Raw genomic sequence first — 26,331 nt, 5'->3', positions numbered from 1 at the left:
ATTAAATATCTTTACGGGTTACCGTTATCGATACAGTATTTGGCAAAGCAGAATCAAACTCAATATCTATTTTATTCGGATCGCTTAATTTTATTCTGCCTTCAATTTTGTAAAATGTCACTGTATCATACATGGCAACATCGACATTTCTGGTTCCTAAATTGTGTGCTATAGTTGCAGTTCCGGAAATAGCAGTACTGTATGATTTTACAACATTAGTTCCAGCCGTAACTCTACCTTTAGAATCAACTGTAACTTCATCATAAGTTCCTGCCGTTACTCCTGTCGCAGCTAACGTTAGCGCTGAGGTGACATTTGCCGAACCGTCAAAATTAACGCTCCACGTTCCGTCGCCTGTCGAAGAAATCGTTCTCGATGTTGTCAATTTTGCAGCTGATCCGGTTGTATTGATTGCTGCAGTTCCCGTTAATAATGTCGCAGGAACAGCAGTAATAGGGATTGCAACATTTCCGGAACCGTCAATTGTTTGTGCCGTTGCAGTAACTCCGGAAAGTGTGATGCTTCGTGCTGCAGTCCATTTTGTAGCGGAAAGAACATTTTTTGATGCATCTGCCGTGTTATCGGCATTACCCAGACCGACATGAGATTTATTTAAGACAACAACACCCGTTAATCCATTGACGGAATCTACAGCGCCAGAGGTGATATAAACGAACGTGGTTCCTGTCCAACGATACGTTTTATTGGTATCAAGAGATACATAAATTTTACCTGTCTCCCCAGCGATGAGGTTAGTATATGCCGCTTCTTTATAAAACTTTCCGTCAGCAGATTTATAATATCCTTCTAAAACATCATCCACATATGATGGCAATTGAGATGCAGGAACCTGTCCGGATGCATCGAGTATAGCAACTCCATTTGCGGCACCTTTCTGTGACACCGGGATATAATTTGCCAAATCTGTTGAGGTAGGCACAGAGCCAAGATTCACTGTTATTCCGTTGGTTGTCTGACTAATTCCTGTAACCACATTCCCCGTACCAGAAGTAGTGACCGGTAAAGAAAATGCAGTTCCTGTCAAGGTCAAACCATTACCCGCAGTGTAAGTAGTATCCGTAGAGGCTAATGTGATCGTATTCCCCGACTGCGTAATCGCCATATTAGCACCAGCTGCAAGGGTAATATCTCCGGATACCAAAGAACCGGATGCACCACCTTTTAGACGGGTAACTGTGTCCGGAGTTGTAAATGATCTGTTTGCTGACAAATCATAGGCAGTACCGTTAATTGTTAAAGTTCTCGTTTTTGGCACATAATCTGACGGATTTAAATTTCCATCATGCCAAAAAGAATTGATTGACCTCGTGCTGCCGCCTGCGGTTAAAATATCATTGTCTGTTTTGCCCTCTATTTTGTATCCTACAGAGCTTCGATAATAAGCGTACTTAATGTCCATAATTATATTTTTTTAATTGTTAACTGAATTGTGTTTGGTGGAATTGAATCAAATAGCACTTCAATATTTCCGGTGTCTATTCTTCTCACCTTAAGAGGTACTGTAAACATGGTTACGGTGTCGTAAGCATCGATTACAAAAGCTAATGTATTAAGATCATGTTTTATGATAGAGTCTCCCCTTACTCTTACTTCATGCCTGATCTTTTCAGGATTTGTTACATCTTCGATATTTTTAATTTTATCATAGACCAGATTATTAAACTGATTTTGATAAGTGACCGTGCCCCAGTTTGAATAACTTCCAACAAGGTTGATCTTATCATCTGAAGAGCCTCTGTCAATAGCATCTTTAAGCAATTGTACCTGCTCCCTGTTTTCTTTGATCCCGTCAACGATTTCCTGAAGCTCGTTCAGATTTACGTCGTCAGAGGTCAGTATTTCGTTAATTTGCTCAATACGTTGAAGCATTTCATGATCCTGTGCCTGAAACACATTCAAAATTTCATTGATTTGTTCTTTTGAATAGACATTTCCTGTCTCTTCACTCCCGTCAATAGTAGCTGCTAAATTGATTTTTAACTTTTCTTTCCATTCCTCTACGTTGGATGCTGACAGGTTGGATGCATTAAGTTTAGCAAGCACTGACTGATGTGCATTCTCGTCTTCTAAATGATCTGTAAAAGTTGTGGTAGACAGCGTTTTTTGAAATTCTTCAGTTAGCCCCGCCACATCATACATTTTGATTTTTTCATCTACATGGCGGAATGAAGAAAAAGTCTGCTGAAATTGATAATCTGTGGGAATATCTCCCTTCTCAAACCAGCTAAATATTACTGATAATGGTACTGCCATGATTATTGGAAATTAGGTGTGAATTCTTATTTTTTTGTTACTAATTTATTTTGAATTGGTTGGTTTGAATGTTCTCTTCGATTGAAGTGATTTTACAAAAAAACTCTCATTGGATTTGGGTGTTCTTCCTATTTTCTCTGGATTATTCCCTTGAACTTTAAAAATCGTCAATACTTCGTTTATCATAGTTTCTGTTCATAATTATTGTGCTGCAAACATACAATCATCCCTACTCAAAACACAAATATTTCGGGTGGTCAAACCTGTCTTTGCAGCAAATAATATTTCTATTCATGATGAATAAATATCTAAAATAAACTCATAAACAAATGAAAAACAGACATTTTTAATGGATATATCACTTAACTATTCATTTAAATATACCGCTTGGATTTTAAATTGACTTTTTCGAATCTCCGATTTCTGAACTGTAATTTTTCCTGACATTTTTCGTACTCTTAAAGATAAAGAGCATAAGAATTGTGACCTAAAAAGGATATCAACTCCAATGTATTACGGGATATAAAACAGGACTTCCTTAACAAAAACGCAACTGCTCTGTAAAACAAAAAAGCCTCACATTTTGTGAGGCTTTTTTATTATTTTCCATATATATCTTCAAGAAAAAACGAGAGATTTTGAACCGGTGATTACAAGTAAACAGAAGTTTATTCAATTAACTAAAATTCATCATTTATAAGATTTTTAAGTTGAGAAGCTGAACACCTTTAATTCTTCTGTATCAGGATATTTTAGCTTTAAATATCGCTTTGAATATAACCCAGATAAGACTGCCTGAAAGAACACCTACCAATGCACCGCCGAGAATATCAAATGGATAATGTACCCCATTGTAAATTCTGCTGTAAGAAACAAGCAGAGCCCAGAAAAACAAAACAATTTTGAGCCAGTTGTACCTTGCTGGAAGCAAAAAACAAAGAAATGTGACGAGTCCGAATGCATTGGCACTGTGCGATGATACAAATCCATAGTTTCCGCCTGCTCCTGCTTTGCTTAAGTGGACAAATGGAGCCAGAGAAGGCTCGTGGGAAGGCCGTAGCCGCTTCACCAGATTTTTCAAAAGTCCGGAGGCGGTCTGGTCACACAAAGTAATGGTTGCTGTAATTGCGAGCAGAATATAAATGGTAAATCTTTTATATTCTCTGATCAGTATGACTAATAGTATCGCATAAAACGGAACCCAAAACAACTTATCGCTCGCCCAAAACATTATCGTATCAAAGAAAGCATTGTGTTTTCCGTTGATTGCCAGAAAAAGCTCTGTATCAATCTGATTCAAGTATTCAAGGGTTAATTTCATATAATGAAAGCTTTATAATAATTTGTGAAATTGATTTCCTTCTCTGATGACTGCAATTTATCCTTTCTGATAGACAACAGATGATAAAACTGTTGTTATCTTTAAATCTTTACAAAGTACTTATAAAATTTTAAAACTTTTTTTACTTTCCGTTTAAAAAGCATTTTATTTGATGCGTCACTTATTTTCTTAAGACAATATTGCGGTGACAATCCAGATAATGATGCATATTCCTCGCTAATAATATTCATGATTTCTTTGTCGAGTGTAAATCTTGCAAAGTTTTTAAGTCTTTTATCAATTTCAATATGATCATAAAAATTCATTCTGTTGAGATCAACAATATAAAACCGGTTGATCCCATTTTCTTTTTTCACCAAAAAGTTTCCTGCTGCATTATCAATAAACTGAATACCATTTTGATGTAAATCATACATTAATGCAGTGTATCCCCGAATAATTTCAATTCTTTCAGGAAAATCCTGATCATTCAGAATTTCATTCAAAGTAAAAGAATTTTCGAGTTGTTCACTTATATAGTAACTGGAAGTCAGACCGATAAAATCATGATTTTCAATATAAGCAATTGGTGTGGGAGTATAAAATTTTTTGTCTATGAGAAGTAGTGCATACTCAAAAGACCTTCTGGCTTTAGATTTTCGATAAAATTTATAAACGTGCCTGTTGATAATATTATGCTGCTTAAACGACTTAATATTAATGAGCCTGTCACTAATTTTAAAGAATTTAATAATATTCCGGCTGCCGTCTCCTATGATAGTACCGGTGTTGCTAAACTTTTTTATTATATGGGCGATTTCTTCACTATACTGAGAAAATTCTTTGGCAAAAAACACCTTCATTGTAACTTATTTAACTAACCCTAAATTATTTTTTTTTAAAATTCCGCCAATCAACCCGATAATCTTATCATTATCAGCATGGTTGGTGTTTACTGAAAAACTCTTGCCATTATATGGTGCATAGACATCCTCGGCACTGACAGAAAACAGACCGATTGTGGGAACTCCTGAAGCACTTGCTAAGTGCATTACCCCATTATCGGCAGCAATAAAAAGCGTAACATTTTTAAGAAAACCACCCATTTCACGAATATCCTTGCTATAAAAATGAGGAATCTTAAAATGAAGCTTTGATATGTTTTCTACAGGCAACAACTCAATAATATTATAATCAGGGAAATTGGTTTTTAATTTTTCATAAAATTCTTCCCACCACTCTTCCGAATAGCATTTCTCTCCTGTTGCATTGGTAAACAGGCAAATAGTGTCTCTGTCATTTTGAATCAAACTGTCTAATTTTTGTTTGCCCTTTAAGATTTCACTTTGATCCAATTTAATATCTAAATCAGGTACTGTATCCGCAAAACCGTTAAATCCCAGTTTTGACAGATAATCTCTGAGATTATATATTGAATTTTTCGCCAGGTGCCTGTAATCAGGGTTTCCTGCATTTAATTCTTCGCTAAAATCACTAAAAACTTTGTATTCGGAACGGGCAAACAACGTAGACAATCTACCTGACGAAGATCCTGCAGTAGAATTAATAACAAGATCATATCTTCTGGTCAACAGTAATGCCCATCCTCTCAGGTATTGAAATAAATTGCTAAAAGGCTTTTTAGGAAGCTGGATAATTCTGTCGATGTATTGATAGTTCTTAAAAATTGAGGGTGATATTCCACCCTTTACAAAAAGATCTATTTTACTATCCGGAAAAAGAAGATGAACCTCCTGAACCAAAGGTGTAATAATCAAAAGATTTCCTAAGCGATGGTTTGCTCTGGTAATGAGGACTTTTCTGATGACTAAATCTTTTTTACTACCTTTTACCGAATGTGATTTTCCGATATTTTTTGTGAGATTTTGCATGACAGACCTTCTGACAGCATTGATTTTTTTAGAAATTTTCATATTGTATACAAGGTAATCCACCTAAAATTTAGTTGAACAAAAAAGTATATAGCTAGTTCTGTTGTAATTTTTCCCAAATTAATTATATTTTTTCAGTAGAAACACTGTAATACATAGTATTTTTCAATAGCTGTTATTGCATTTTTTAAGCAAAGACAGTGCTTTCTGTGTGCAAGGAAAATATGATAGTCTTTTAAAATGTCTTTTCCTTCAATCAAAATCATGTAACTCAAAGGTTATTCTCAATATGGCTTTAAATATTCTTGATTTGGATACAATTCGCACCTTTTAAATATTCAACTTTGATGTATTAATTTAAATCAAATTCAATTATGCAGACAAAAGAACAAAAAACAGCATTGGTTTCTGGTGCTAATACCGGAGTAGGTTTTCAAATTGCTAAAGCGCTCTGTGATCATGGGTATAAAGTCTATGTTGGTTCCCGAAGCCTTCAAAAAGGAGAAATGGCCGTCTCTGAAATTGGTGGTGATGCAACAGCGATTCAGCTCGATATTACAGATTCAGACTCTATTAATACAGCGGTAAAAACAATTGAAAATGAATCCGGATATCTGACATTGCTGGTCAATAATGCCGCTATATCTCACGCCGGTCATTCCGGACGCACAATGGAGGAAGTACTGGGAGCGCAACGTGCGAGCATTGTCCCTATCGATGAGTTAAAAGCTGTTTGGGAGACAAATGTATTTGGTACTTTGGCTATCACACAGGCTTTTTTACCATTATTGCATAAAGCTCCTGCGGCACGTATTGTAACGGTTTCCAGCGCGTTAGGTTCTTTGGGCATCAATTCTAATCCTGAAAACCCTTACCGTTCATCGTTCGATGCGGCTTACGGAGCTTCCAAAACTGCACTCAACGGGATATTTCTTTCTCTTGCGATAGACCTGGAAAATACAAACATTAAAGTTCACCTGGTAAGTCCGGGCTTCACCGCTACGGCACTCAATAATTTCCAGGGGACAGATACGGTGGAAGAAGGATCTGCTGAACCAATAAGGGTAGCTCTGTCTGAAGATCTTCCAACCGGCAGTTTTACCGGACCTGCAAATTTCAGCGGTAAAGACAATATTCTTCCTTGGTAAGACTTCATTAATCTAAAACCTATAATGATCAATTTGTTATAGGTTTTTTAATAAATTTATAAAATGAAAAGTAAAGACGATAAACTGATACGTTTTATATCCATATCGGAAAGTCATCAGGCTTTTGGTTTGCCTGCACCACAACATCCGCTGATCAGTCTCGTACATTTTAATGAAGATAATCCGTTCAATACCGAGATGGCACCGATCTATGACGTCCTGAGTTTTTATAAAATCACTTTCATCACCAAAAACAGTGGCAGGCTGAAATACGGACAGGATTACTACGACTTCAATGAGGGCAGTATTCTGTTTTTAGCACCCAATCAACTGGTAGGAAGTACTGATTATAATAAAAATACCTATTGCTATATATTGCTCATCCATCCGGATTTTCTTTTGGGTTATCCTTTGGCGAAAAAGATCAGGCAATATGGATACTTTTCCTATTCGTCTAATGAAGCATTGCATTTATCAGATACAGAAAGAGAAATTATCCTTTCTGTTTACCAAATTATGGAACGTGAACTAAAGAGCCGTGTGGATGAATTCAGTCAGGAAGTCGTTATTGCACAGATAGAGCTGCTGCTCAGTTATGTCAATCGGTTCTACCAACGTCAGTTTATTACGCGAAAAGCAGTAAATAATGATATTTTGCAAAAGACAGAAACCATTCTTGATGATTATCTCAACAGCCAGATATCCATCGAACTGGGCGTTCCCACAGTACAGTATCTTTCTGAACAGTTAAATATTTCGGCAGGTTATCTGAGTGATATGCTGCGCTCACTTATCGGTAAAAATGCACAGCAATATATTCATGAAAAGCTCATTGAAAAAGCAAAAGAAAGGTTGACAACCACTGAACTGACCATAAGCGAAATTGCTTACGAACTGGGATTTGAGCATCCGCAATCTTTCAGCAAACTTTTCAAGACAAAGACCAATATCTCTCCTTTGGAGTTCAGACAGTCTTTTAATTAATCTTGATCATCATTTCCGTTGGTGTCAGCTCCAGACGAAAAATATATTTCAGAAAGTAGGGTATAAAACAATGCTCGTCTGACAATTTTAAGGAGGCTGTATTTATAGCATACTGTCTTTAGCAACTGTCGGTTTTTGCTTTTCTTGTCTTCTTATCCAGTAAGGATGGTCTGTCCAACGAGTCTCCTTTCGATAAAGGTCTTTACGTTGCTCTTCGTATAAACGGAAGGCGAGTTGGATATTCTGATCATAATGATTTCCGGCTGATGAAATACCCGCCAGTTCATCTCTGGCAGCAAGACCCGCATCAATGCCACTACGCAGAGCAAAAGCAATACCATGAGATGACAGTGGATCAAATGCACAGGCTGCATCACCCACCGCCAGCCAACCTTCGCCAGCATAAGATTCCAAGTGATGGCTTCCAGCTGACGTATATTGTAGAGGAAATACAGGGCTGTAACGACTTACCGGTATCCTATGTTTTATAAATCGTGTTTGCATGCTCTTCCTGCACCAATACAAGGGATCCAGCCAGTCAGCCCGATCATGCAGGTCAGGATCTGTAAAAAAGATACGAACTACCTTTCCTTCTCCACCCTCCGAGACATACCACCAACCGTCGGGAACTGCTTCAATAAGACTTTGTCGAGTTTTTAAAGAATTAGAGGAAGTCAGTAAACTGACCACCGCTATCTGATTATCCATGCGAACGCGTTTTATACCAAGTTGTCTACTCAGCCAGCTCTTCCTGCCACTGGCATCAATTATGGCAGAAGCTTTAATGTGTGAATGACCTTCCATGTACTGCCAATACACACCTTCCCTTACGAGTCTAAAGGCGCGGCTCGTCTCAATAAACCTCACTCCGATCGCTACTGCTTTTTGAACAAGCATAGACTGAAAAGCCATACGATTCACATACCAACCCTCTCCGAATGATGATTGGATAAAATCATAGAAAAACAACCGGTCATCTCCCCAACAGGAAGAATTTCCATAGCATGGTGAGTGCTCTGCAGCTAAAAAGTCATCCCATAAATCAAGCTCCATAAGTGAATATCGGGCGGAAGCAGCGAGGCTTTCTCCTGCCCGGATAGCATGTGCATCGGCGGGCCGATGCACTACAGCTACCGATACACCGTGCTGCCGTAAAGTGATTGCCGAGGCTAAGCCGGCGGAGCCATTACCTATAATCAGCACGTCTACTATCATCTTCTCTTTCTCTTTTCAGCCCGATCTACCATCCATAGGTAACCTGAATCTTCCGATGGTTGTTCCTGGCCCGGAGCAGTCATCAGCATTGCTTCTGTAGCAATCTGCTCTTCTCCTATCGTTCGCCCATTCTCTACCCACATCTTATCGGGGAAGTTGGCATCACCAGTACCTTCTTTCTGAATGAGAATACCCACATCAGACCATTGAGTGATAAAATCGTTGATACCTTTGGTATAAGGACTTACTTTTACCGGAGGATAGCCATACTGATATACGATACCACGCAGCCATTTAACTCGATTGCTGAAAGCAGCGTTCTTTTCTTCCAGGCTTGCATTTTCATTCATCATTACCTCGTAATCGGCTTCCGTAAGCACATCGTTTGGTACCCGAACCGGCCAAAAGGTTGGTACATATTGACCCATAATGCCTACATAACCACTTAGACAGCTGGAAGTATCCGTTTGCCAGGGTACTGCCATCCATTTAGTGATGTCTCCTGCAGCCGATCCATCCAGAGGTCCACCGACCTCCAGTGCAATCTGTGAATTAAGTACTGGTCCGTATGTAAGTGGGGCATCAAGCCTACGCTTAATTCGGAATGGTGCCGAATACAGTATCGGTTGCCGCATTGGCCAGGTAAACTCGCATCCCGGATGGAAAGGTCCGCCTATGGTCTCATCAAGCGATGTACGGTCTAGATGAGCAGCCTGTTCCGATGGAGCAATGTCGTTCCAGCTTCTGGTTCCCGGTCTGTATCCTATAGTGAAATTACCATTTGCCCATTGCTGTAAATATTCATATTGGAATGGCATAACGGCCATAAAATTACGCGGATCGGTATCGCTGCTTTTAAAACTCTGCAGTCCATCACCATAAACAGGTGGGAAAAGTTCTGCCTGCATGGTTAAATAATCAGGATTCCGGAACTGGCGAAAAATTGCCTGGCGCAGCTCAAAATACTGATTGGATGTATCTGAAAGCTTTGCTACCATTTCAGGTGTTGAGAGATTACCAGGACTTCCCCAACCATTTTGCTTAAAAATACCAGCATTTACCCAGCCGTTGAGCGGCATCCGCTCCAGCATTGGATAGATATGCTCCCAAAATTCCGGAATGGCAGGCAGCACAGATTGCCCCATATCACTTGCTGTTTGTGCCAAGAGGTCATAACCTGTCACATATGCCTGTACCCCCGGTGAATAATCGGGCGGTGCAGTAAGTACCCATGCACCAGTGGCTTCGAATGTTTCCCCGGATTTAAGCTTGATTTTTGCATCAACCGGTCCGTCCGAAGTATCGTCATGCCATGTGTCGTTATTGGCAAAGGTAACTGCATTTTCACTGGCGTAGGATGCAGAGAGACCATAACCGCCCAGGAAAAGCAGACAGCCGTTATCGTCTGTGCGCAGTTCACCAAGGTAAACTGATGTATCCTTACCATCCGGGGAATAAAAAGTACCCTTGTCAAACGCAAAACCCGGATCATTCCCATCCGTGTTGGTGTTAATTCCTGAGATCACCACCGCACCTCCATCAATCACAAGCCTGTGCCGGTCGGCATCACTGATAGTTACATTGCGCAAGGTACTTTCCACAGGTGGGTATCCAGAGAAAGCACCTGTAGCCTGGGGGATATCCAGGGCAAGATCGAAATTGTACCAGGCTGCCTTTTTATTGGCTACATGTACGGTCCAGGTGATATCACCATCTTCTGCAGTAAGTTCCCGGATGATATTACCTTCCTCATCTGCGCCATAAAGCCGGAAACGGGCCGCCTGACGTTTGATACGCCCCTCGCTATCCCGGAAATTACCCGGATCGGTGATCGGTTCGTTAATGAGATCTGGCAAAAGAAAATATTCCTTCGGACTGTTACCCACCCTGGCAACTCCTATGGCCGGATGGATGATTACTTGTTTAATTTCAGACATGTCGTGTATGTTTTTGATTATTAGTTGAATTTTATTGCGTATTTATTTACTAAAAAGAAGTTAGCACATATTGAGTTTACCAATGGTATTTTATTTTATCAGATAATCGTTTTTCTGCTACTGAGTATATTGTTTGGGTCTTTACTATAGGTTTCTTTTATTTCTTTAAGCCTGTCATAACTTTCCTGAAAATAAACATGGGTTGGAATGCTATCGTCTTTAAAACTAATAAAAGCGCCGTAGGTCGCAGGTATCTCATAATTCCTGCATACCTCTAACCAATCTATAGCACGATTAACGTAGGGTTGTACTTTCGGGTTTTCAATGCCGTCATTGTCCCACCAGGCTTGATATTGAATCGTGTAAAAGCATTTTTTATATGCAAAAGAACTTCCTTCCGGAAATTGGTTTGCATTAAAATTATAATCGCGGTAATATTCCCCGGTAATAGCTCCTAAAGTAAAATAAGTGTTCATCCCTTCATTTTCACCTTCTGTAGCTAAAAGATTTGATTCAAGACTTTCTATCAATTTAATCCTCCTTTGGAAGGCAAGTTTTTCATCTTCTGTAACAATGGCAAATCTTGAAGTGATTTTATGTGGAGCGGGTTTGTCTATTTCAGGTGGAATAGCCTGGAAATGATGAGGCAAATAAGCGGTGTCATATAACCTTTCTAGCACCGGATGTTTTTCCTGCTCAGTATCCCATTTCACAACTCTGTCCCAAGCTGAAAATATGCTCCATTGCCGTCTGTTACTATCAGGTACGGCCGTCAGTTTACCAGAACGATTGGAAACGTTATTAGACAATACCGCCTCAATACTGTCTTCAAAATTAACGTTGTACTGTCCAAACTGATTTTCTGGAAACCAATTTTCTTCAATGATTTTTCTCAGGTTTGCTTCAAAATCCTGTTGGCTCTGGAACTTATCTTTGTTTCCCATGAAATATCCGTAGAAATAGCAGTCATGCAAAGATTTTTCTACCGGAGTGGTATCCTGCACATCTTTAAATTTGGCAACTATTTTAAGATTGGTACCTAGCAGGTCAGGATTTTCGTTATACCCTATAAGCTCTTCCCAGCGTTTAAGTATATCAACAGCAGGTGGAATATCTTGTCCGAATTTCTGCTCCCATGCAACGGTAAATTTAGTCGTATAATCAGGCATAGTGAAAGTTTTATAAATGAGTTCAGTAACAATACCGTAACTCATACCACCGCCACCGCGTAATGCCCACAAAAGTTTCCGGTCTTCTTCATTAAGATCTGAAACCGTCTGACCTTTATATTCCGGGATAAGTTTATTGTCTATGATGGTACGGTACGAGCCGTCTCCCAGTACAATAGTTATACCGGCAAGACTTTCACATCCCATTCCCTTTTGGCGGGTCCATGGTCCCCATCCGCCTCCAAATGTAAATCCTGCAATGCGTACAGAATAGCACGTACCATGCGGTAATCCTACATTTTTGGCATTCATCTGTTTAATAAGGTCAATAAACATGATGCCGGGCTGAATGGTTGCATAATTGAGATCTGCCTCAATATCAACTGTTGTCATTTTTGAGAGGTCTATTACCAAGGCATCAGTTGCCGAACATTCCCCTTCATGATCATGACCGCCAGAACGGATTCTTAAAGGACCAGTGTAATTGTACTGCCTGATGAGTTTAATGACTTCCGAGACCTGTTGTGTGTTGGTACAGAATACAATTGCGGTAGGTCGCAATTGGTAGTAGGTATTAAATATCTGCCTTTTGTCGTTGTACTCTTTATTTGTTAAAGGCGAGTCAAACAATATTTCAGGCATATTGTGTTTTGGGAGATATTTCTTTAATATCTCCATGATGTTAAGCAGGGTTGCTTTCATGAAATGGTGTTTTAATGGTTATTAGTTTTAATTTTATGACGGTGGCATACTCATTAAAGATATATTATAAACGTGTATTGCAAATCTAATTTTTATGAAGCGTTTTCAAGCCTACAATCCCTTCTATGAGAAGCTGAAAATAGATATGAACAGATGGAGAATGGCTTTTTCAAACCGAAAGTTTTATGAAAGCCCTTATGGACCTCAATAGTTGAGGAGAACGTTTTTTTAAGCATGGTTTTAGTTTTGAAGTCTAAAAATACTAATTTTTAAGATATAAAACTATAAAAGACACATTTAATTCACACATAAGCTTAAATATTATATTGGAGGTTATAAAAGTGGGGTTTTGCAATGCGTATCATTCACTATCAAATTGGTAGATAGTTTAATCCGAAATAGATAGTAAAGTTAAAGTGAAATCACTAACAGGTGCAGTATAGATCAAGAAGTGTATAATGGATATACTAATTTAGCATCCAATTAGAATTAAGCTTATACCTTAATTTCACCTATGAAACGAGAACAAAATTATGATCCAGCTTTAAGAAAGCCATTCAATTAAGCAACGAGAGAATTAATGTTACCTCTGCTTTGCCATCTGTTTCGGCAGAGCTGCTACAGTTGGTCTGGTCAAAACGGAAGACTAATAATACCTATCTTATTGTATAGCCAATATGATAAAACAACCAGAAAGTTTCCAACTCGTTTAAAGACTAAATGGAATTTCAGTTGAAGGACTGCCGGAAATCCAGCGGGCTTTGTTTGGTCTTGCTCTTAAATAATTTATTGAACGACTGAGGATGCTCAAAACCGAGATGATAGGCGATCTCACTTACAGACATCTGCGTTGTAGATAATTTTTCTTTCGCTTTCTCAATCAGTTTCTCGTGGATGATCTGCTGCATCGTCAGACCGGTCAGTTGTTTCAGCAGGCTGCTTAAATACTTAGCGGATATGTTCAATGCATCGGCAAAGTATTGTACAGTTGGCAATCCTTCAGACAGCAGTGCTTCGTTGTCTAAATATCTGCTTAAGAGCTCTTCCACGCGGTTTAATACCTGATGATTAGTGATCTTTCGGGTGATGAACTGGCGTTGATAAAAACGTTCGGCGTAATTCAGTAAGGTCTCCAGATGTGAGATAATAATGTCCTGGCTGAACCTATCGATATTGGAATGATATTCAGTTTTAATATTTTTGATCAGGTCATTGATCACTACCTCTTCCTTATCTGAGAGGAACAGCGCTTCACTGGTAGCATAGCTAAAGTATTCGTATCGCTTGATCTTGGCAGCAAGTGATGTGTTCCAGAGAAAATCAGGGTGTACGAAAAGCATCCAGCCTTCCAGATGCGAAGGTACGCCATTGTCTTCGCCACGCAGGATCTGACCGGGGGACATAAAAGCCATTAATCCTTCATCAAAGTCGTATTTCTGTTGCCCGTAATGCAAACCATCACATCCTCTTTTCATTGAAATCACATACAGGTCGAATACTACCGCATCTATACCTGTATCATTTCTGAGACCTTTCAAATCGACGATGCTGATCTGCGGGTGATGAGGTTTTGGAAGTCCCATCAAACGGTGTATTTCTGTTATGGAACTGATTCGGTAAGGTTTACTGTTAGCCATGTTGCAATTATTTAAATTTAAACGGATATTTGAGCCATATCATCACTAATGGCATCACTAAAAACGGTATCTCTATTAACGCGATACGGTAATTTCCTGCCCGCAGCCCAAGCCCCATGATCATAACGATCATGAACGCATTTAGCATATTGCCCAGGAAAAAAGTTTTCGGGATGAGCAAAAGTATCCCAATTACTATAGCTACAGCAGCCATGTATGGCATGAACGTTTCGCTGATCCCTAAACTCTCTATCATCTTAACAGATTCCGGATTGTTTTTGTAATATAAGGAATCCCAGGCATGTTTGAAGCTAAGTGTTACCGAAATAAGCAGCAACACTGTGGAAATAATGTTTTTCAACATGATTTAATTAGTATAAATGTGTTCATGATGTAACCTCCGATTATTGCGATCGGTACGCCGATTATTGCGCTTGTTAACGCTTTCCTGGCCTTATTTGGATATGCTTTTCTGTGCCTGAAGTATAGGAAGAACCCTATAGGAGGAACAGCATTGGACACGACGAACCAAAACCTCGACAAATTGTCTTTATTATCTTTCATAAGCATTGTTTTTTATAATTAATTACTGAACCCTTTTCCATTTAAATGATTTTCCCACCATTGGAATCCCTTTATAGCCCCGGGTTTCAAGGTCATTACGGCTTTTCAGTTTTCCTTTCAAACTATAAGTGTTTCCATCCTGTACGCTATACAGCTTACCGTCTACGTACTCGCCTTCCTTATACACAAGACCGGTGATATGTGTAATACCTTGCACAGACCTGCTCCGGAGTTTTTCATTAGGATTTTAACGTCCTTCTTTGACGTTTTGCCATCGGCTTCGAACATCTCTTTCGACCATAAGAGTTTGGCTGAGTAAATATTGCCAGCTTTGAATATCTCGATCTTGTAATCTTCACATTTCCAAATGCCTACAATTTGATCTACAGGTAGTTTCTGCGCAAAAGACGCCAATGATAACAGCATCGCAAACATTGCTAAAATTGTTTTTTTCATAACTGATTGTTTATTGTTGATTATTAAGTTGTTTAAATTTTTTGAATTCCTTGTGCCCTAACTTCATCAATTGGTTGGGTATCAAGCGGCTCAGAAATTTTATAATATTCACCAGGAATGGCTTGATCTCAGGCGTGTCATTCAACAGCCCTTTAATAGCCACACTGACCAATTTATCGACATCCATCATCTGGCCTGGATTCGGTGGCAGCACCCAATCATTCTGAAGATTGGTATTGACGCCCGGAGGAATCAGTTCGATTACCTTGACACTGGTTCTGTCCAATTGTAGGCGCAGAGCCTGGGAATAAGCATGAACTCCTGCTTTTGAAGCGCTATAAACCGGAGCGGTGGAGTAAGGCATAAAAGCAATGGCAGAGGAAACGTTTACAATTGCCGCCGAACGTTTTTTGATCAGGTGCGGCAAAAACTGATGAACCATCCGGATTGTTCCTGTGAGATTGATATCGATCTCACGGGTTATGTTTTCCAGGTTCTTGCTCGTGTCCTGAACATCAAGCAACCGCATTTCACCTGCATTGTTAATGATCATATTCAGATCAGGGAATTGTTGAGTCACCTCTTTATACAGGCGCTCAATATCTTGCGGATCACTTACATCGCTTCGAAAGACGTGTATTTTTGGGAAAAGTCTTCTGGCATTATCTAAGGCTTCCTGTTTACGACCCGTAACGATGATCGTTGACCCCTGCTGGGTAAGTTGTTTGACAAGTTCCAGCCCTATACCGCTGGTTCCTCCTGTGATCAGGATGGTGTTGTTTTTTAAATCCATATTTTCCTGTTATTGTTGATGCAAAGTTCTGACAATATCGCCGAGCAGGTGTATCCAAAATTCGCGAAGTTGTAGTTAAAAGGAATATTTGCCGGTTTTTACAACAGATAAAACAGTCTTCAGCTTTATTTAAAATCGTAAACAATTTTTGCTTTGCTAAAAAGGAAATTATTTTTGATAAAGCACATTTTCCAACATCTTTAGAAAACTTCCTTTTAAAGAAAGAGATATTTGTCTGTTACTGGAACCGTAGAGGTAGATTACCATTTTCCAACAATTGTCATTACCAAAACGGCAAAAAATGCCACTCTTTGATGATCAACGATATACTATAGATAAAGAGAAAGCACAGAAAATAAGAAGTCCTCGTGAAGACATGAGTATGATTGCCCTTAAGCCTCATCCACAGGAATTTGAGATTGGATTGCCTAAGACAGAAATAATTTAGAATATCAATTTATATAAAGCTCAAAGCTACTATTATCAAGGAAACAAGTCCTGATTCCGTTATCATAATTTCGAAGCAGGACAAAACAAAAAACATTTCGAGACCAAATGTTTTTTATCCCTTATCGATGATAAAAAACATTTCCTTTATCATCTTTGCGAGAAAGCTATTGAAATAAATTTCCTTTATTGATATGTCAGTTACATATAATATTGGTTATAAAGTCTCAGCTTTTCATATTCAATCTTTCCTCTTGAAGATCAAGTAGCCGGAGGTGTTTTCTAATTATTTCCTCATCCAGCAAAAGTTCTTCGCGGTTTTTCCTGATCAGCCAGTTTCTCTGAGTATCAAGAATGTCAATATAAATATTTCTGTATTCCTCATAATTAAGAATAATTTCAGAACTGCTCAGCTGGTTCTCATATTTCTGTAATTGATCTTTCAATGCGGGGAAACTTTCTATCTTGTGAGCATAATCATTGCGTATTTTATCAATCGCCACTTTTGCCAGACTATTCTGAATTTCGTAATCTATCTCTTTCTCGCTTTTTACAAAGTCCCGGTCTACTGGAGGAAACCTCTTAAGTAAAACAGGAAGTGTAAGCCCTTGTAACAGCAAGGTTAAAAGAATAACAATAAATGTGATGAAGAGTATCATATTTCTTTGTGGAAAAGCAGTTCCGTCATCCAAAGTCAAGGGAATCGAAAGTGCTGCTGCTAAGGAAACTACGCCCCTCATTCCAGTCCAGCCAATAATCATGGGGGTTTGCCAGCCGGGTGATTCTGCATCTGCTACGGTAATGAAATTTCTCATAATTAAGGTTGTAATTACCGCTGCATATCCTGCTATAATTCTTACAATAATCAGAACAACAGTGACTGCAATTCCATAACCGATCGCAGTAAATATATCTGTGTTACCCAATCCGGAAACAATTTCTGGCAAATCTAAGCCGATCAGCATGAAAACAATTCCATTTAACAAAAAGCAAAAACTTTCCCAAACAGTTACCGTACGTATTCTTGATGCACTGCTTAAAAAGTCATGACTGCGATAAGAGAGAAATAATCCACCGGCTACTACCGCTAAAACTCCGGATGCATGAAGTTGTTCTGCTGCCAAGTACATTAAAAAAGGAGCAATAAATGTCAGTAAAATATCAGTGTTTGAATCGGTGGGTAAAATTTTATGCATTTTCATAAAAATGTATGCAATAGCAAGCCCGATTCCCACACCACCAACGCACATCCATACAAAACTTCCGGCAGCCTCATGCCAAACAAATTGTCCGGTTGCAGCAGCAATCATTGCAAATCTGAAAATTATCAGCGAAGAAGCATCATTCAGCAAACTTTCACCTTCGAGAATCGAGGTCAATCTTTTCGGCACTTTTACAAATTTTAAAATTGCTCCGGCGCTCACTGCATCTGGAGGAGAAACAATTCCGCCTAATAAAAATCCCAGAGCTAAAGAAAATCCGGGAATAAAAAAATTGGCAAACACAGCGACTGATAAAGCCGTAAAAAAAACAACGACAAAAGCAAAACTGAAAATAATCCTGCGCCATCGCCAGAGTTCCTTCCATGAGGTAGACCACGCGGCTTCATAAAGCAAAGGGGGTAAAAAAATGATGAATAATAATTCGGGTTCTATTTTAATGGGTGGCACACCAGGAATAAAACTTATAAAAAGCCCCGCTAATACAAGTAAAACCGGATATGCAACCTGAATTTTTTTAGCCAGCATGATAAGCATTGTAATGAGCAGAACCAAAAAAAGATAAAATTCAAAATTTTCAAGCATACAGGAATTTTAAATATCTAAATAGGTATTAAATTTAAAAAAATATTTTTATAATATGTAGTGAAATTCAGTTTACTGAGCAAAATCTGTCTCGACTGTTTCAAAAATTAAACTCTTGCAATTATTTAATATAAACTACATTAAGGTTTTTCATTTCCCTATATAAATGAAATCAGAAATATCAATAGTTATCTTATTCAATCATTTTTTTCGGTACAGATATAACCGAATTGTCAGCATTTTAAAACAGAATTAGATTCTGTACACCTTTTTCTATCCAAAATACAGAATTTTCCAGTTTTGCAGTAATCTATTGAGATAATAGTAACAAATAATTAATACAAAATTGTAATATTCTTAAATATAAACAGATAGATCAGGATTAAACGCTAATATTTACGAATTGAATTGTCAAATTCGGAAGTTTAAATCGATTTCACATCTATTTTTTATTTTATTTTTTTAAATTTATCATAAACTAATAAATAATAGAGAGCTTAAATGGAATTGTTAAGAAAACATATTGAAGAAATAACTCCAATTAATGATGGTGAATTTGAATATATTCAATCTTTTTTCACCTTGAAAAAAGTTCGTAAAAATCAATATCTAATTCAGGAAGGAGATGATGTTAGGAACGAATATCTGGTGTTATCGGGGATTTACAAAGTCTTTTATCTTGATGAAGACGGTAAAGAATATATTTGCATGTTTGCACAGAAAAACTGGTGGATGTCTGATTATAAATCTTTTTTTAATCAGGTTCCTGCATCTATGTTTCTTGAGTGTATAGTACCAGGTGAAGTATTATGTCTTAGCCTGCATGGAAGAGAAAAAATCGCCGCCGATATGCATAAAATGGAACATTTTTTCAGAGTTAAACTCACCCATGGTTTTGTTGCCTTACAACAGAGAATTAAGTTATTATTATCCAGCACACCACAGCAGCGTTACGAACAATTTTCACGTCTGTATCCCGATCTGTTACAACAGGTTCCCAAGAAATTCATAGCAGAATTCATTGGTGTAAGTAGAGAAACTTTAAGTAGATTATATCCGAAAGCAAAATAACCAGGCAAAGTGTGATTTGAGTCACACTTTTTTTGTGACTGAAGTCAATGTTGTTAATATAAGATAATTATAATTTTACACTACAAAGTAAAATTTTAACCATGCTTGTCAAAAAACATCTCTCATTAAAAGATATTTACAAATTTGCAGGTCAGCATCTGTTATGGCTATTTCCCTGGATGTTTTTTGTAACAGCATTATATCATTTCACACAGTGGAAGTATATAATAATTCCATGGCTTCCTCTCTCTTTAATTGGTACAGCAGTAGCCTTTTATGTTGGTTTTAAAAATAATCAATCATACGACAGGCTTTGGGAAGCCCGAAAAATATGGGGCGCGATGGTAAACAGCAGTCGAAAGCTGGGTACAATGGTGAAAAACCTTAAAAATCAAAGTTTCATATCGAATGAGAAAACTGATGTAATAAGAAAAAAAATAATATATAATCATATCGTTTATCTGTATCAGTTGCGTGAACAGCTTTTGAGACCTGTTCAGTGGGAGCATGTAAGTTTGTATGGTATTTTTGGATTTTATAATCAGAAAAGAAGAGACAGAATATTTAATGATTTTGAAGAGGAATTAAAAAACATTCATTATTTACGGTATATTTCCAACGAAGAGATGGAAAGATTAAAGCTTTTTAACAATGCCGCAACACAGCTTTTGGACCGACAGACACAGCTTATACAAGATCTTTTTAATGAAGGTTCTATTAACTATATGCAACAAATTGAGTTACAATCTGTCATTAACAGTTTTTACGAGGAACAAGGAAAAACAGAAAGAATTAAGAACTTTCCGTTTCCAAGAAAGTACGCTAGCTTCAGTTTTGTATTCGTCTGCATTTTTGTATTTCTTCTGCCATTTGGTATTGTTGGAGAGTTTTCAAAATTAGGACATGATATGGTGTGGCTAAGTATTCCTGTTGGGGTGATTGTAGGATTTATTTATGTTGTAATGGAATTAATCGGTGATTATTCTGAAAATCCTTTTGAAGGACTGCAAAATGATATTCCCATGTTATCCATTTGCAGAACAATTGAGATTGATTTGCTGCAGATGATTGGAGAAGAAGATATTCCAAAGCCGATACAACCAAAAAACAATATTTTACTTTAAATTATTTTCATATAAGTCATGACACAGGCTCTTGAAATATACATAAAATCAATAAAATCTTTTTGTCCTGAATTTACGGATCAAGAAGTTGGTGAATTTATTTCAAGGCTTCATTTTGTGCAGTTAAACAAAAAAGATTTTTTCCTTGAATCAGGAAAGATTCAAAAATCAATAGGCTTCATTTGCAAAGGATTGGTTCGCTCCTCTTATGTTGATCCTTATGGAAATGAAATTACCGTAGGTTTTTATGCAGAAGAAGATTATGCCACTCATTATCCTTCTTTTATTTCTCAGAAACCGAGTAATTATTCAATACAATGTCTGGAACCTACAACTTTTGCATGTCTTTCTTATGAAGATATCCAAGCGATGTACAAAAAATCCGGCAATATTGAAAAATATGGACGCCTGGTTGCTGAAGAGATTTTAAAAAGGCAACAAGAGCGCATAGAAAGTTTTATTTTTCAGTCTGCAGAAGAACGTTATCTGCATTTTATTAAAAATCATTCTTCTTTATTCAACAGGATTTCCTTATCCCATCTTTGCAGCTTTTTGGGTATAGAAAGACAATCTCTTACTCGTATAAGACAAAAATTAGCACATAAATAATTTTGACACATTTGTGTCAGGTATCACTTTTCTTTCTTTAGCAATTTTGTAGAGTAAAACAAAACAAATTGCGATGAATATTCAGAGCAATTGTCATCAGTCTTTTTCGTGATGACAGGCTCATATATGCAATCTAATGCTATTTAAAAATTGAAATCTTTAATAAATTATTTATCATGAAACATTCAAAACATTCAAGCACAGCTTCAAAGCAAGTAAATCAGGCGAGAGGCTTCAGAATTCACCTTTTAGTTTTTCTAATTACGACACCATTAATCTGGTTAGTATGGTATCTCACTGACAGATCCTATATATGGCCTCTTTGGTCTACTCCGGCATGGTTAGTAGGAATAATTTTTCATTATCTGGGAATTAATTTTTTTAAAAACTTTAAAAAATAAATAGTATGAAAACACAGAACAAAACATTTAGACGAGTTGTGACAGGTCACGATTCAGATGGGAAACCAATCATTGTAAATGACGCATCCCCAATTAATACACATTTAGTTGGAGGTCCCGGAGGACCAACTTTTTTTGAAATATGGCATACTGTGGAAACTCCGGTACTGATACATCCACAACCGGACGAAGTTGATGAACCCAATTTGGTTTTGCCCCCACCAAAAAACGGAACAAGAATAAGAGTGATCGAATTTCCTCCGGAGGGTGATGAAATAAGAAATCTTACAGAAAAAGAAGCTGTTGAAAAATTTAAATCGATGGGCGACGAAAAGGCATCAACATCATCACAGGGAGGACCACATCCCTTAATGCACCGCACAGAAACTTTAGATTACGGAATTGTATTAGAAGGCGAAATTACTATGATTTTAGATAAGGAAGAAACAACCATTCAAGCAGGAGACATTGTTGTTCAGGCAGGGACAAATCATGCGTGGGCAAACAGATCAGGAAAAGTTTGTCGTATGGCGTTCGTTCTTATTGATGGACAGTTTACCAACGATTTTAACCTTAAAAAATAATATTATGCGTTTACAGCCATTACCACCGGAAAATCTGAGTCCAGAACTGCGTTTCGTCCATGATGAGATCTCAAATCTTATTACACGGAGCCAGGGACAAGCTTCAATGATCAATTCGCAGGGAGCTTTATTAGGTCCATTCCCAGCAATGCTCCACTTTCCTCAATTTGGAATTCCTGCTTTAAGTTTTATCAAAACTCTTGACACGTACGCAACATTAGATAAAAAGGTTCGAGAAATTGCAATTCTATCCGTCGGAAGTAAATTCGGAGCACGTTTCGAGTTGTATGTCCATGAAATTATGGCGGAAGCGTTTGGACTGTCGAAAAGTATAATTGCTTCAATTTGTTCAGGATCTCGTCCGGAAGGTTTAAATGAACAAGAATCTATTACATATGACATTGCTAATGCATTGACACAAGGAAAGATTGTTTCCAATTCCACATATAAGTACGCTGTTGAGCTTTTGGGGAACGAAGGTGTCGCAGAACTGTATTTCCTTATTGGCAGCTATAGTCTTATTGCCATAATTTTAAATGGATTTGATATTCCCGCTCCAGAAAACAACGCCCGTTAAAGTGATTTTCATCACATATTTAAAGTGACTTAAATCCTTTATTTCAAGATATTTACACGAGTAACTTTGTCTTATAAATTAGAAAAATAAAATAAAATAAAATGGAATTTAGAAAATTAGGAGATACCAGTCTCGAATTATCAGCAATTACTTACGGAAGTTTTGCTATCGGTGGAACAATGTGGGGAGGAACGGAAGAAAATGAAGCTCAGAATGCTATCAGAGCATCAATTGATTATGGTGTAACAACTATTGATACGGCACCATTTTACGGATTAGGATTTAGTGAAGAACTGATTGGGCGAACAATTAAAAGTATGGATCGCTCAAAAGTTCAGATTCTTACAAAATTCGGGATGGTATGGGACGGAAGTAACAAAGGCAAAGGAGATTATATGTGGCAGCAGGAAGATCATGGAAAGGTTTACCCTTTATATAAATATGCCTCAAAAGAAAATGTTATAAAAGAGACAGAAGAAAGTCTAAAAAGATTAGATACAGATTACATTGATCTGTTGCAATTACATTGGCCAGATTCTACCACTCCGATCGAAGAAACAATGGAAGCATTATTAAGATTGATAGAGCAAGGAAAGATTCGTGCTGCAGGGGTAAGTAATTATAATAAAAATCAAATGCTGGAAGCCAATAGAACATTAAAATTGGCATCTAATCAACTTCCGTATAGCATGCTTAACCGTCACATAGAAAAAGATATAGTCCCTAGTGCAATTGAAAATAATATCGGTCTGATTGCCTATAGTCCATTGGAAAGAGGGCTGTTGAGTGGAAAATATTTTAGAGGAGAACATTTAAAATCTGATGACCACAGAAACGGATATTTCGGACAATTTGATCCTGAAAAAGTGAAAAATTTTCTCAGCAAAATTGAACCTCTAGCTGATGATAAAAATGTAACACTGGCTCAGTTGGTCTTAAGATGGACTACCCTACAACCGGGAATTACAGTCGTTCTTGCAGGAGCGAGAAACAGTGAGCAGGCCATAAGTAATGCAAAATCAATAGATATCAATCTTACCCAAGAGGAACTTTTATTTATCAATAAAGAGTTACAGATTTTTTCTTAAAGAATAATTTAAACAACAATTTAATAACAAAAAAAATGAAAACAATGTTTTTATCACTGCTTTTAGCAGTAGTTACAATTTTCACCTCTTCGTCATGTACTACAGATAATAATGATAACGTAAGTACATCACCCAACACGTATGTTTTGGTTCACGGTGCTTGGCAAGCTCCTTATGTCTGGAATACAGTAAAGACAAACCTTGAAAAACAAGGTCAAAAAGTAATTGTCGTAGAATTGCCCGGACATGGGTCTGATAATACACCTACTCATACTTTAAGTTTAGATGTTTATCGTGACAAAGTAATCGATGCCATAAACATGACAGATGGAAAAGTAATCTTGGTTGGTCACAGTATGGCCGGAATGGTTATTTCCAATGTTGCTGAAAAAGTTCCTTCCAAAATTAATAAATTGGTTTTTATCGGCGCTTTTTTACCGGAGTCTGGGCAGTCTTTAGGTGATCTGGCACAATTAGATGCAGGTTCACAATTGGGGGCTTCATTAGTACAGTCTGCGGATCAGTTAACTTTTGATATAAAAAGTGAAAACTTAGTGCACTTATTCATTAATGATGGTTCGCAAGCAGCAAAAGATCTCGTTGTGAATAATTACCGTCCGGAACCGGCTATTCCTCTAGGGAATAAAATCACATTAACAGCTCAGAACTTTGGAAGTGTACAAAAAATTTATATTAAAACACTTCAGGATATTGTTATCTCTCCCGATTTTCAGGATCAGATGATAAGCAAAGCAGGAATTTCAAAAGTGTATGAAGTAAATACCAGTCATTCACCATTTTTGTCAAAGCCGAATGCTATTTCAGATTTGCTTATTAAAGTTGGATTATAATATCAAAAATTAAAAATGACCAACTTTGAGTTGGTCATTTTTGATACATTATTAAATAATATTCAATAATTCTCTATTTAAACAACAATTCAATGTGATTCCAATCACATTATTTCAGTGACTGAAATCACGTTTTTTTTGTGATTCTTGTCCTTCTACAGGATTTCATGCAGTGGTAGATTTGTAATAGAAATTGAGACGCAAATAAATCTACTACAACCTATTAACATTTAAAACCCAAAATTATGATTACAGTAGCTAAATTATTATTGTCTGTCACACATAATGCTATTGCCATCTTTTCTGCATTTCTATTAGTGTGTAGTGTGTATGCTAAAGCACAAAATTCAAATAAAATGAAAAAGAAAATATTATTCGTAGTGACAAGCCACGATCAAAAAGGAAATACTGGGGAAAAAACAGGTTTTTACTTATCAGAAGTCTCTCATCCTTGGAATGTTCTCAGTAATTCAGGATATGAAATTGATTTTGTAAGTCCAAAAGGAGGAAAAGCTCCAGTTGATGGGTTTAATCTTGGAGATTCTATTAACAAAAAATTTTGGGAAAATACAAAATATAGAAAGAAAATTGAGAATACATTGAAACCATCTGATATCAAACCTGAAGACTATGCAGCCATACATTTCGCAGGAGGACACGGTGCCATGTGGGATTTTCCAGAAAATGAACAATTATCTGATATCGCAGCCAAAATATATGAACAAAATGGTATTGTAAGCGCAGTTTGTCATGGTCCGGCAGGAATTGTAAATAGTAAACTTTCAAATGGAAAATATCTTGTGGATGGTAAGAAACTGAATGCTTTTAGCAATGAGGAAGAAATTGCAGTAAAATTAAACAATGTTGTTCCTTTCTTATTAGAAGACAAATTAACAGAACGCGGAGCAAAATTTGAAAAGTCAGGTCTTTGGCAGTCTCACGTAGTGACAGATCAACGATTAATAACCGGGCAAAATCCACAATCAGCTCAAGCCGTTGGTGAAGCAATAATGCAACAACTTAAACAACAAGAAATTGTCGCAAAATTAACTCGATTCGAAGTAAAAAAAGAATACGTAAAACAGTTCCAAAAAGCACTTAGTGATTATGTAAATAAATCTCTTTCTGAAAGAGGAAATGTAATGTCTGAAGCTTATTATGAAAAAGAAAAAACCACGGTCTTATGGTTAATAGAGCGTTGGATAAATATCAGTGAATTAGAGAGATTCAATAATGATTTGCAGGGGCAAAATCTTACTTCTTTAGCTAAAAAAGCATTGGAACAGCCCATCAAAATCAACTATATTCAAGATCTTGAGCCTATTTCAAAAGAACAGTGGCGCAAAACTTCAAAAAAAGAAGATAACCAACTTACAGTGATGTTGTTTGTTGATGCAAAATCCGGAACACAGCAGACTTTTAAAGATGTTTATCATATTGCGATGCCACAATTCAGAGGTGAACCAGGTGTGGTAACCTATCAATTGTCTCAGTTTGAAAATAACCCAACAAAGTTTGTGACTTTTGAAAAATTTAGAGGAGATGATGCTTTTCAATATCATTTGAAGTTTCCTCCAATCCAACCTGTTATTGATTACCTCACTACCAGTATCGAAGAGCAACCGTTTCAAAAAGGTCTTCACAACCTGATTGAATTTGCACCTTTAACCCGTGAATAAAGC

The 26,331-nt window shown here is 37.3% G+C and carries 24 protein-coding genes and 1 pseudogene; 11 read left to right on the top strand and 14 right to left on the bottom strand.

Annotation, left to right across the window (positions count from 1 at the left end; translation table 11 throughout):
• Nucleotide 1: 1 nt before the first annotated feature.
• The 6 genes from AC4FQ5_RS18530 to AC4FQ5_RS18505 form a co-directional block, all read right to left on the bottom strand.
• Nucleotides 2-1,420, bottom strand: coding sequence for an autotransporter outer membrane beta-barrel domain-containing protein (locus AC4FQ5_RS18530; protein ID WP_491145760.1), 1,419 nt, complete (start codon nucleotides 1,418-1,420; stop codon nucleotides 2-4).
• A 2-nt stretch (nucleotides 1,421-1,422) separates the two neighbouring features.
• On the bottom strand, nucleotides 1,423-2,274 hold the full coding sequence (locus AC4FQ5_RS18525) for a hypothetical protein (RefSeq protein WP_491145759.1): 852 nt from the start codon (nucleotides 2,272-2,274) through the stop codon (nucleotides 1,423-1,425).
• A 45-nt stretch (nucleotides 2,275-2,319) separates the two neighbouring features.
• Nucleotides 2,320-2,460 (bottom strand): hypothetical protein, encoded by a 141-nt coding sequence (locus AC4FQ5_RS18520; RefSeq protein WP_491145757.1) that lies wholly within the window; start codon nucleotides 2,458-2,460, stop codon nucleotides 2,320-2,322.
• Nucleotides 2,461-3,016: 556 nt separating this feature from the next.
• Complete coding sequence (locus tag AC4FQ5_RS18515; RefSeq protein ID WP_491145756.1) at nucleotides 3,017-3,595, bottom strand: phosphatase PAP2 family protein; 579 nt, start codon at nucleotides 3,593-3,595, stop codon at nucleotides 3,017-3,019.
• A gap of 101 nt (nucleotides 3,596-3,696) precedes the next feature.
• The gene (locus AC4FQ5_RS18510; protein ID WP_491145754.1) at nucleotides 3,697-4,458 is read right to left on the bottom strand and encodes a lipopolysaccharide kinase InaA family protein; all 762 of its coding nucleotides are present in this window, start codon (nucleotides 4,456-4,458) and stop codon (nucleotides 3,697-3,699) included.
• Nucleotides 4,459-4,464: 6 nt separating this feature from the next.
• Complete coding sequence (locus AC4FQ5_RS18505; RefSeq protein WP_491145752.1) at nucleotides 4,465-5,487, bottom strand: glycosyltransferase family 9 protein; 1,023 nt, start codon at nucleotides 5,485-5,487, stop codon at nucleotides 4,465-4,467.
• A gap of 374 nt (nucleotides 5,488-5,861) precedes the next feature.
• On the opposite strand from AC4FQ5_RS18505, the gene AC4FQ5_RS18500 reads away from it, so the two are divergent.
• Both AC4FQ5_RS18500 and AC4FQ5_RS18495 read left to right on the top strand, forming a co-directional pair.
• Nucleotides 5,862-6,635, top strand: a complete 774-nt coding sequence (locus AC4FQ5_RS18500; RefSeq protein ID WP_491145750.1) for an SDR family NAD(P)-dependent oxidoreductase — start codon at nucleotides 5,862-5,864, stop codon at nucleotides 6,633-6,635.
• Nucleotides 6,636-6,698: 63 nt separating this feature from the next.
• Nucleotides 6,699-7,619 carry a helix-turn-helix domain-containing protein gene (locus AC4FQ5_RS18495; protein WP_491145748.1) on the top strand — a complete coding sequence of 307 codons (921 nt, stop codon included), beginning with the start codon at nucleotides 6,699-6,701 and terminating at the stop codon, nucleotides 7,617-7,619.
• 102 nt (nucleotides 7,620-7,721) lie between these two features.
• Here the strand turns inward: AC4FQ5_RS18495 and AC4FQ5_RS18490 are convergent, their stop codons facing one another.
• The 8 genes and pseudogenes from AC4FQ5_RS18490 to AC4FQ5_RS18455 form a co-directional block, all read right to left on the bottom strand.
• A complete protein-coding gene (locus tag AC4FQ5_RS18490; protein WP_491145746.1) occupies nucleotides 7,722-8,834 on the bottom strand; it encodes an NAD(P)/FAD-dependent oxidoreductase in 1,113 nt (370 codons plus the stop codon).
• Nucleotides 8,831-10,771 carry a LodA/GoxA family CTQ-dependent oxidase gene (locus tag AC4FQ5_RS18485; RefSeq protein ID WP_491145744.1) on the bottom strand — a complete coding sequence of 647 codons (1,941 nt, stop codon included), beginning with the start codon at nucleotides 10,769-10,771 and terminating at the stop codon, nucleotides 8,831-8,833. The genes AC4FQ5_RS18490 and AC4FQ5_RS18485 overlap by 4 nt, the downstream gene beginning before the upstream one ends.
• Nucleotides 10,772-10,869: 98 nt before the next feature.
• Entirely contained in the window at nucleotides 10,870-12,642 is a 1,773-nt protein-coding gene (locus tag AC4FQ5_RS18480) for an FAD-binding oxidoreductase (protein WP_491145742.1), read from the bottom strand.
• Between the two features lie 728 nt (nucleotides 12,643-13,370).
• Entirely contained in the window at nucleotides 13,371-14,279 is a 909-nt protein-coding gene (locus tag AC4FQ5_RS18475) for a helix-turn-helix domain-containing protein (RefSeq protein WP_491145740.1), read from the bottom strand.
• A 7-nt stretch (nucleotides 14,280-14,286) separates the two neighbouring features.
• A complete protein-coding gene (locus AC4FQ5_RS18470) occupies nucleotides 14,287-14,643 on the bottom strand; it encodes a hypothetical protein (RefSeq protein WP_491145738.1) in 357 nt (118 codons plus the stop codon).
• Nucleotides 14,644-14,865: 222 nt separating this feature from the next.
• Nucleotides 14,866-15,078: pseudogene (locus AC4FQ5_RS18465) on the bottom strand (DUF2147 domain-containing protein); the annotation flags it as partial.
• 231 nt (nucleotides 15,079-15,309) lie between these two features.
• Entirely contained in the window at nucleotides 15,310-16,092 is a 783-nt protein-coding gene (locus AC4FQ5_RS18460) for an SDR family oxidoreductase (RefSeq protein WP_491145737.1), read from the bottom strand.
• 674 nt (nucleotides 16,093-16,766) lie between these two features.
• Entirely contained in the window at nucleotides 16,767-18,344 is a 1,578-nt protein-coding gene (locus AC4FQ5_RS18455) for a Na+/H+ antiporter (protein WP_491145735.1), read from the bottom strand.
• 501 nt (nucleotides 18,345-18,845) lie between these two features.
• Here AC4FQ5_RS18455 and AC4FQ5_RS18450 point away from each other — a divergent pair.
• The 9 genes from AC4FQ5_RS18450 (at nucleotide 18,846) to AC4FQ5_RS18410 (ending at nucleotide 26,328) form a co-directional block, all read left to right on the top strand.
• Nucleotides 18,846-19,415: a Crp/Fnr family transcriptional regulator gene (locus AC4FQ5_RS18450; protein WP_491145734.1), complete on the top strand. Its 570-nt coding sequence runs from the start codon at nucleotides 18,846-18,848 to the stop codon at nucleotides 19,413-19,415.
• Nucleotides 19,416-19,516: 101 nt separating this feature from the next.
• The gene (locus tag AC4FQ5_RS18445; RefSeq protein ID WP_491145732.1) at nucleotides 19,517-20,539 is read left to right on the top strand and encodes a bestrophin family protein; all 1,023 of its coding nucleotides are present in this window, start codon (nucleotides 19,517-19,519) and stop codon (nucleotides 20,537-20,539) included.
• 18 nt (nucleotides 20,540-20,557) lie between these two features.
• A complete protein-coding gene (locus AC4FQ5_RS18440; protein ID WP_491145730.1) occupies nucleotides 20,558-21,148 on the top strand; it encodes a Crp/Fnr family transcriptional regulator in 591 nt (196 codons plus the stop codon).
• 176 nt (nucleotides 21,149-21,324) lie between these two features.
• The gene (locus AC4FQ5_RS18435; RefSeq protein WP_491145728.1) at nucleotides 21,325-21,549 is read left to right on the top strand and encodes a 2TM domain-containing protein; all 225 of its coding nucleotides are present in this window, start codon (nucleotides 21,325-21,327) and stop codon (nucleotides 21,547-21,549) included.
• 5 nt (nucleotides 21,550-21,554) lie between these two features.
• Nucleotides 21,555-22,133, top strand: coding sequence for a cupin domain-containing protein (locus AC4FQ5_RS18430; protein WP_491145727.1), 579 nt, complete (start codon nucleotides 21,555-21,557; stop codon nucleotides 22,131-22,133).
• Nucleotides 22,134-22,137: 4 nt separating this feature from the next.
• Nucleotides 22,138-22,710: a carboxymuconolactone decarboxylase family protein gene (locus AC4FQ5_RS18425; protein WP_491145725.1), complete on the top strand. Its 573-nt coding sequence runs from the start codon at nucleotides 22,138-22,140 to the stop codon at nucleotides 22,708-22,710.
• Between the two features lie 101 nt (nucleotides 22,711-22,811).
• On the top strand, nucleotides 22,812-23,798 hold the full coding sequence (locus AC4FQ5_RS18420) for an aldo/keto reductase (RefSeq protein ID WP_491145723.1): 987 nt from the start codon (nucleotides 22,812-22,814) through the stop codon (nucleotides 23,796-23,798).
• A 35-nt stretch (nucleotides 23,799-23,833) separates the two neighbouring features.
• Nucleotides 23,834-24,649, top strand: coding sequence for an alpha/beta fold hydrolase (locus AC4FQ5_RS18415; RefSeq protein WP_491145721.1), 816 nt, complete (start codon nucleotides 23,834-23,836; stop codon nucleotides 24,647-24,649).
• 245 nt (nucleotides 24,650-24,894) lie between these two features.
• Nucleotides 24,895-26,328, top strand: a complete 1,434-nt coding sequence (locus AC4FQ5_RS18410; RefSeq protein WP_491145719.1) for an antibiotic biosynthesis monooxygenase — start codon at nucleotides 24,895-24,897, stop codon at nucleotides 26,326-26,328.
• Nucleotides 26,329-26,331: the final 3 nt, after the last annotated feature.

The sequence above is a fragment of the Chryseobacterium sp. DT-167 genome, assembly GCF_058310155.1.
The sequence above is the reverse complement of the archived record's forward strand: the minus strand, read 5'-3'. Positions and strand labels throughout refer to the sequence as shown.